Below are 475 nucleotides of genomic sequence, written 5' to 3' on the forward strand. Positions count from 1 at the left end.
CCGGTGCCGGTACGGGGGTGGAGGGTGACAGACCCGATCGCCCGGTCGGCGCCGAGGTCGATCTCGATCCACACCGGGGTGGCGCTGACGTCGGCGGAGGGGAAGTCGATGCTGGTGAAGCCCTTGGCGCCGGTCACGCTGGTGAGGTTGCCGTCGAGGAGCCGGGTCTTGCCCCAGTCACCGTTCTCCAGTGTGTAGTTGGCGGTGACGGCGGTCGCGGCGGTGGGGACGGCGAGTTCGGCGAGCTGGAGACGGTACTTCGTGGTCTCGTCGACGGGAGGCGTACCGAGCTTGGTGGCCTGCAGGCGCACGTAACGGGCGGTGGTGGTCTTGAATCCGTACGTCTGCACGAGCCCGCCCGGGTTGGGCTCGGCAGTGACCGTGCGGGCGGTGGTGTAGGTGCTGGATCCGTCGGGGCGGGTCTGGATCGTGAAGTCGACGGGGAAGCCCGCCGTGCCGCCGCCGACCGCGGGGG

At 70.5% G+C, this 475-nt stretch carries 1 pseudogene; it reads right to left on the bottom strand.

Going from position 1 to position 475, the window contains the following annotated elements:
• Positions 1–475 (bottom strand): annotated as a pseudogene (locus tag SMA5143A_RS37980) (glycoside hydrolase family 78); the annotation flags it as partial.

Source organism: Streptomyces sp. MA5143a (genome assembly GCF_900290235.1).
GTDB lineage: Bacteria > Actinomycetota > Actinomycetes > Streptomycetales > Streptomycetaceae > Streptomyces.